The organism is Shewanella chilikensis, assembly GCF_002836945.1.
GTDB lineage: Bacteria > Pseudomonadota > Gammaproteobacteria > Enterobacterales > Shewanellaceae > Shewanella > Shewanella chilikensis.
The window spans coordinates 20,413-27,531 of record NZ_NIJM01000056.1 but is presented as its reverse complement, the minus strand read 5'-3'; the positions used below and the strand labels follow the sequence as shown (position 1 = coordinate 27,531).

7 protein-coding genes are annotated in these 7,119 nt (G+C 51.0%); 4 read left to right on the top strand and 3 right to left on the bottom strand.

The features are described from left to right. Nucleotides 1–973: 973 nt before the first annotated feature. From glsB to trmB, 3 genes are read right to left on the bottom strand one after another with little or no spacing between them, the layout of a single operon-like run. A complete protein-coding gene (gene glsB / locus CX651_RS16815; protein WP_101057030.1) occupies nt 974–1,888 on the bottom strand; it encodes a glutaminase B in 915 nt (304 codons plus the stop codon). Further along, nucleotides 1,888–2,211, bottom strand: coding sequence for a YggL family protein (locus tag CX651_RS16810; RefSeq protein WP_101057029.1), 324 nt, complete (start codon nt 2,209–2,211; stop codon nt 1,888–1,890). The genes glsB and CX651_RS16810 overlap by 1 nt, the downstream gene beginning before the upstream one ends. A gap of 22 nt (nt 2,212–2,233) precedes the next feature. Beyond that, the gene (gene trmB, locus CX651_RS16805; RefSeq protein WP_025009473.1) at nt 2,234–2,950 is read right to left on the bottom strand and encodes a tRNA (guanosine(46)-N7)-methyltransferase TrmB; all 717 of its coding nucleotides are present in this window, start codon (nt 2,948–2,950) and stop codon (nt 2,234–2,236) included. Nucleotides 2,951–3,121: 171 nt separating this feature from the next. On the opposite strand from trmB, the gene mutY reads away from it, so the two are divergent. The 4 genes from mutY to CX651_RS16785 all read left to right on the top strand — a co-directional run bounded on the left by mutY (nt 3,122) and on the right by CX651_RS16785 (nt 7,097). Continuing rightward, a complete protein-coding gene (mutY, locus tag CX651_RS16800; protein WP_101057027.1) occupies nt 3,122–4,228 on the top strand; it encodes an A/G-specific adenine glycosylase in 1,107 nt (368 codons plus the stop codon). A gap of 2 nt (nt 4,229–4,230) precedes the next feature. Beyond that, a complete protein-coding gene (locus CX651_RS16795; RefSeq protein WP_039034915.1) occupies nt 4,231–4,509 on the top strand; it encodes an oxidative damage protection protein in 279 nt (92 codons plus the stop codon). 538 nt (nt 4,510–5,047) lie between these two features. Then, a complete protein-coding gene (locus CX651_RS16790) occupies nt 5,048–6,112 on the top strand; it encodes an HlyD family secretion protein (protein WP_101057025.1) in 1,065 nt (354 codons plus the stop codon). After that, nucleotides 6,102–7,097, top strand: coding sequence for a DUF2955 domain-containing protein (locus tag CX651_RS16785; protein ID WP_101057023.1), 996 nt, complete (start codon nt 6,102–6,104; stop codon nt 7,095–7,097). Before CX651_RS16790 ends, CX651_RS16785 begins: the two co-directional genes overlap by 11 nt. The last annotated feature ends 22 nt before the right edge of the window (nt 7,098–7,119 follow it).

Genomic DNA, 7,119 nt, shown 5'->3' with positions numbered 1-7,119 from the left:
TCGACCTTCGAGCCTCGACATCCCTGTCTCGGCTACGCCAATTTGCAACAACGCCAGCGGCGGCTCCGAAGGGGAGTCGGTGCAATTCTGTGAGAGCTAACTTGTTTGAAGCGACCTATATGCCCGCAGACATACACCTCATTTTCAGGCACAGGCGGAACTGTGACCTTCCGAGCCAGGGATGGCGAGGCAGAGCTTACAGGGATGTACTCGCAGCGAGTCACAGGATCGCCTGTGCGAAAGCGCACCGCAGGTGATGGGCTGCAACTTAGCTGGCAGCTAAAACCAGGTTTATTGGTGGGATTTGGTTCAAAGCCTGATAGCCGCTGTGCCAGCGGCCTAAAGTCGTGGAGCAAATGCATCCATGCACAACGGCCAGTTCGCCATCCCTGGCTCTCGCTCGAAAGCACGTTGCTACGCAACTCTCGCCAAACCACACCGAGCAAGAGGCTTTGCTTGTCCAAAGCCCCTTGCATCCCCAAGGACACCCCGACGTAGCCGAAATTCCCGCTGGCTTATGAAACAAATTGGCTACACTCAGGACTCGCCAAATGCATCCATACATAACGGCCAGCTCGCCTTCCTTGGCTCGCGCTCATGAACTTGTCGCTTCGCAACATTCGCCTTGCTCAACCTTCGAGCCTCGACATCCCTGTCTCGGCGCAACAACACCCGCGGCGGCTCCGAAGGGGGAATCTGGTGCAATTCCTCATCCCAAAGTGTCGTATTCAGCTGCAGATATACGCCTAATTCCAGGCACAGGCGGAACTGTGACCGTCGAAAACAGGGACGTTTTCGTCGAGCGCACAAGGATGGGTTAACAGCGTGTCACAGGATCGCCTGTGCATAAGCCTGCGGCAGGCAATGAGAAACATCCCTCGCCGGAAAACCGGCAAGCGCCTAATGTGCAACTTTAGGCTGAAAGCTATGGTATGGCGTAAAAAACAAAGGCAGCGGAATGCTGCCTTTGGGATCAGAAAATTGAGCGGCCAACGGCCAGCCTGAGTTGCTCCAGCGCTGCCGTTCCGGCGAGTGAGTTGCCGCTGCGGTCAAGCTCCGGCGACCAGACACAGATGGACATGTCACCGGGGATCACAGCGATGATGCCACCACCGACTCCACTCTTGCCCGGCATGCCGACCCGGTAGGCAAACTCACCGGCGCCGTCATAAAGCCCGGATGTAGCCAAAAGTGCATTGAGTCTGCGGCTCTGCAGCGGTGATATCAGCGCTTTGCCATCCAATGCCTTACCGCCTTGGACCAGATACATCATGGCCCGGGAAAGATCGGCGCAGCTCATTTTCAAGGCGCAGTAATGGAAATAGCTTCGCAGCACAGTATCCACATCATTGTTGAAGTTACCGAAGGACTTCATCAGATAGGCAATGGCAGCATTGCGGGCACTGTGCTGATACTCGGAATCGGCCACCACCTTGTCGTAGCAGATATGCGGATTACCCGCCAAACGGCGAACCACTTCCAGCATTCTGTGCTTGGGCGCTCCGAGGCGACTCTGCAGCAAGTCGGCTATGACCAGCGCACCTGCATTGATAAAGGGATTACGGGGAATGCCGCGCTCCAACTCCACCTGCACCAGAGAATTAAATGAGTGACCCGACGGCTCTTTGCCTACCCGGCTCCAGATTTCGCCTTCTTCATAGAGTGTCAGCGCCAGTGTCAGGCTGAACACTTTGGAAATACTTTGAATGGAAAAAGGCTCTAAATAATCCCCTGCCCCCACTGTGGTGCCGTCGGCCATGGTGACGGCAATCCCCAGCTTGTTGGCATTGACCCGGGCAAGGGCCGGAATATAATCCGCCACCTTACCCTGGCCAATCAGAGGGCGAACCCTGTCGAGCACCTGCTCAAGCAAGGCCTCGTCCGGGATTAACTCCACCAAATGTCGTACAGCTCAGTGATTTCCAACTCGTTAATTGGCTGAGCTTCCCAGAATGCCTTGACTGCGCTTCTGTCATCTTCGGTGCACTTGCCAATTCTTTGGGTGGCAATAATGCCTTCCCACTCTCTGTGGCCACCACCGTGGAAGCCCAAGCCTCTAGGTTCTATGACTTCATCAATAAAACGGTCGACCAGGGGATCTATCTGTTCCTCCGACACAGAGTCGGCAAAACGCCAACTAACGTCAAATCCCAACTCCTGGAATTCATCAACACGCAACTTCTTGCGCAAACGACGACTGCGAATAGCCATACTGCTTCTCCCTCTGGTGTAATTACTCTGTACGTTCGAACATCAGATCCCAAACACCGTGACCCAGGCGCTGGCCGCGGGCCTCGAACTTGGTCAACGGACGATAATCCGGGCGTGGCACTACAGTGCCATCGCTGGAAAGGTTACGATAGCCGGGGGCGGCATTCATCACTTCCAGCATATGCTCGCTGTAGTTTTCCCAATCGGTAGCCATGTGGAACACACCACCGATTTTCAGTTTACGGCGCACCAACTCGGCAAAGGCCGGCTGCACTATGCGGCGCTTGTGGTGGCGTTTTTTGTGCCATGGGTCGGGAAAAAACAGCTGCAGCCGCGCCAGAGAATTATCGGCAATGGCATGCTCCAGCACTTCCATGGCATCGTGATGGAATACTCTCAGGTTAGTGACTCCGGCTTCGCCGGCATCGGCAAGACAGGCGCCCACACCAGGCTTGTGCACTTCGATACCGATAAAGTTAAGCTCAGGGGCTTCCTTGGCCATGGTCACCAGTGAGGCGCCCATACCAAAACCTATCTCCAGCACTGTATCTGCCTCACGGGCAAAGACGGCGTTCAAATCCAGAGGCTCGGGGGAATAATCCAGCCCCATGCTGCCCCAATGCGCTTCTATGGCCTGGGCCTGGCCCTTGGTGAGGCGCCCCTCACGCAGCACAAAACTTCTTACTTTGCGCAGATACTTGCCTTCTTCGTTAAACTCGGCCGTTGTGACTTCGCTCATTTTTGCCCCTAGAGAGGTGTGAAAAAAGAAGGGCATTATCCAAAGTTCACCATACAGTGCAAGCCCTGATGCTGAAAAAGTATACCAACAATCCACAAGAACGAAATAAGTCAATCATTTGGGGGGATCAATCTCCTTGTTTCGCCCCTTGGCTGCGGCTACACTGCGCCGATGAACAAAACAGCCTCTTTCGCAGAACGTATCGTAAAATGGTACGACTTGAATGGTCGCAAGACTCTGCCATGGCAACAGCAAAAGACCCCATATAAAGTATGGATTTCTGAGATTATGTTGCAGCAGACCCAGGTCGCGACTGTTATCCCCTACTTCCAAAAATTCATTGCCCGTTTCCCCGATGTCGTCAGCCTGGCCAATGCCGACACGGACGAAGTGCTGCATCTGTGGACAGGTTTGGGCTATTACGCCCGCGCCCGTAACCTGCACAAGGCCGCCATCAAGGTGCGTGATGAGTTTAACGGCGAGTTTCCAACCGACTTCGACTCGGTACTGGCACTGCCGGGCATTGGCCGCTCAACCGCAGGTGCGGTACTGTCGCTGTCTTTGGGGCAACATCACCCCATATTGGATGGCAACGTCAAACGGGTACTGGCCCGCCACGGCGCCATAGAAGGTTGGCCCGGGCAAAAAGATGTGGAAAACCAACTCTGGCATCGGACTGAAGCGCTCACGCCCAAGGCCGAGATCCAAAAATACAACCAGGCGATGATGGATATAGGTGCCACCATATGCACCCGCTCCCGCCCCGCCTGTGATCAGTGCCCGGTCGCCCGTGACTGCAAGGCGCAGCTAATGGGGCGCCAGGGCGAATTCCCCGGCAAGAAACCGAAGAAGGCGATTCCGGCCAAAGAAGCCTGGCTACTGGTGCTGGAACACAATGGCGAGATCATGCTGCAGCAAAGGCCACCCGCCGGGATCTGGGGCGGCCTCTGGTGTTTCCCCGAGTTCAGCAACAGACAAAACCTGCAGCAAGCAGCCAAAGCCTTGGGGCTTGCAGAGCACAGCATCACAGAGCTACCCGGTTTTCGTCACACCTTCAGCCACTTTCACCTGGACGCCCAGCCTATGCTGCTGCGGCTAAAGAGCAAAGTAGCCACAGACACGCTGCTGGACCAAGGTCACAGCGCCCAGAGTAAAGACAGGGTAATGGAACCCAAACCCTGTCTCTGGTATAACTTAAACCAACCTTCCCGGGTGGGACTGGCCGCTGCAACAGAGCGGGTATTGGCCAGCCTGGAACCGAGTCTGACCAAGGAGTAAACATGGCACGCACAGTTAACTGCGTCTATCTCAAGAAAGAAGCCGATGGCCTGGATTTCCAACTGTATCCCGGCGAACTCGGCAAGCGCATTTTCGACAACATCAGCAAAGAGGCCTGGGGCCTGTGGCAGAAAAAACAGACCATGCTGATCAACGAAAAGAAACTGAACATGATGAATGTCGATGATCGCAAACTGCTGGAAGAGCAGATGGTCGCCTTCCTGTTCGAAGGTCAGGAAGTACAGATTGAAGGCTATGTGCCACCGGCAGAAGATGAATAAGCCGCTATAGTGTCGCAAGCTAAATGAGAAAAGGCCCTTATGGGCCTTTATCACTCCTGTTAACCAGTTTTAAGAATCAATTCTCGTTGTTCACTAATCCAACCAACCAAAATGCAAAGTTAGGTTTTATTGACCACTAATATTTCTCAGAGCTAAAAGAACAGACTCAAGACGAGCCGATAAGTTACTCCTGCCAACAAAATTATCAACGTACTTACGCTAAGTACTTACACTGATAGTCTTACCAGCATAGCCGCACAATATGCAGCCAATAGAATGGTACTTTGCTACGTTATAGTCTTTTCCCCCAACAGACCTTATATATCGTCCGTAAAGTCCCATTGCTGTACCAGTGTGTTTAACAAGCTATCTGAGGCTTCCTCAAGTCACTCCAACACGCTGTAATCAGAAAAACTTATCCAAATGAGTACTCAATCAAACTATCGTCCCCCAAAAAACTATCAAACATTTATTAACAAACATATAATTTCAGACACAAATGCCACGTGCTATAGCAGATCGTCAAGAGAGTTACCCTATGTCCCAAGCAGAGTCCTCCTCCAGAAAGTTGAGTTTTTTCATCATTGGCCTCGTCTTTTTCATTTGGCTCTATAGCTTGTGGGCTGATCGTGTAACCCCAATGACAGGGATGGCCAGAATCCACTCTTATCTGGTTAGAGTCGCTCCCGAAGTTTCAGGCAACATTACCGAGGTCAAGGTCAGAAATAACCAGGTGGTGGAACCCGGCCAGACTTTATTTGAAATTGATTCCAGAGATTACCAAATCAACTTGCGCACGGCTCAAGCCAACCTGGCTATTGCTGGGCAAAATATCGGCGCCAGTACTGCAGCCGTTGAAGTCGCGCAAGCCAAAGTGATTGAGTCATTGGCGGCGCGCGATAATACCAGAGAGCAAGCGGCGCGAATCACTGAATTGGCAGCAAAAGGCGTATTGAGTAAAGCTGAGCTGGATAATGCGATTGAAGCCAGGGATCGAGCCCAAGCCGCCTTAAATGCAGCAGAAGCCTCTCTGGTACAAGCAAAACAAAACCTTGGTCCTGAAGGGCAAGACAACCCGCAAATCCTCGCCGCAATAGCCAGCCTGGAAAAAGCACAGTTAGACTTACAACGCACTAAAGTCATTGCCCCTTCCAAAGGTATTGTGACCAACCTACAACTCACTGTTGGGCAAAAAGCCAGTGTAGGCTCTCCGCTACTTACTTTTATCGACCCAAGAGGTGTCTGGATATCAGCGCTGGTAAGAGAAAATTCTCTGGAGCATATCCGTGTCAATCAAAAAGTAAAAATTGTCATGGACGCTTTACCGGGTCGAGTGCTCGAAGGAAGAGTCGAAAGCATAGGCTGGGGCACGGGAGGGAGTAATGAAACGGATCAGGCTACCGGCTTTTTAGTCGCAAACAATAACTCCCTAAATGCGCAACGGTATCCGGTTAACATTATCTTTGAGAACGGTAATGTGCCCGGTAATGTTCGTTATGGTTCTAAAGCAACGGTTGCATTCTTAACCGAGCAAAGTAGCTTTGGTGATTGGTTGGCGTCCATCTGGATGAACATTCTGAGCGTTTTGACTTATGTTTCATAGTGCAGCAAATTCAGTCATCAGGCTGGTTTTCACGCCAGTGCTGCTCCTGTTCTATCTCATATATTCAGGCGCCGCCATACCTGTTATCGCCCCTGTATTTGTAGTGATATTGTTTACCCTGATGCCATCCAGGCCACAGCTTAAGGTGCTATTAAAGCTACTGGTAGTACTCCTGCTTATCAGTTTTGGCATAGTAACACTGGGAAATCTGTTGATAGGTACGCCCACTGGATTTTTACTGTTTACTTGGTCACTGATGTTTCTGAGCTATTACCGTGGCCATCAAGATCCCAAAGATATTATTGCCAATTTAACTTTAGTTATCGTCATTTTCATGGTGGTAATGAAGCAACAGATGTCCATACCATTAAGCGCCTTACCATGGACATTGTTCGAAAGCTTTATCATTGCGGTGTTGGCAACCTACCTTGGTTTTTGGTTATTTCCTGGTGACGAGGCAAATATCCCGCCCGATGAAACCAGCATTGAAGGTGCTGATAAAAACATGGGGAAAATCGTCTTTAAAGCAACCGCTACAAGCATTGTGCTTTATGCATTAATCTGGGCTGGCAGCTCACAAGCCTTGTTGATAGCCATAACTTTTGGCAGCATGATAAAATCGCCTATTACCAAAGACAGCCACACGTTTGGCTACCATAGACTTATCACAACTTCTGTCGGGATACTATTTACCATACCATGCATGCTGTTAACCTCTGTGAATGCACCGACTTTCGTGATCATAGGGGTAACTATTTTTTCAGGATTACAATTAGCCTGTTTCGCAATACGCCGTAAAACCCACCTGACTATCTACCAGTTACTGTTTACCAACTTTATCGTATTGACTTATCAAATAGTCAATAATCCAAGTGTATTATCGCTCTCTTCTCAAATGGTTAGACTGGCATCCATTGTTGCCGCAATCTCAATTGGGGTTCTGACCATAAACTTGCTCAAGAGTGAGCCGAAAAACACCCATTAACCACAATAGCCTCCTCAAAGAA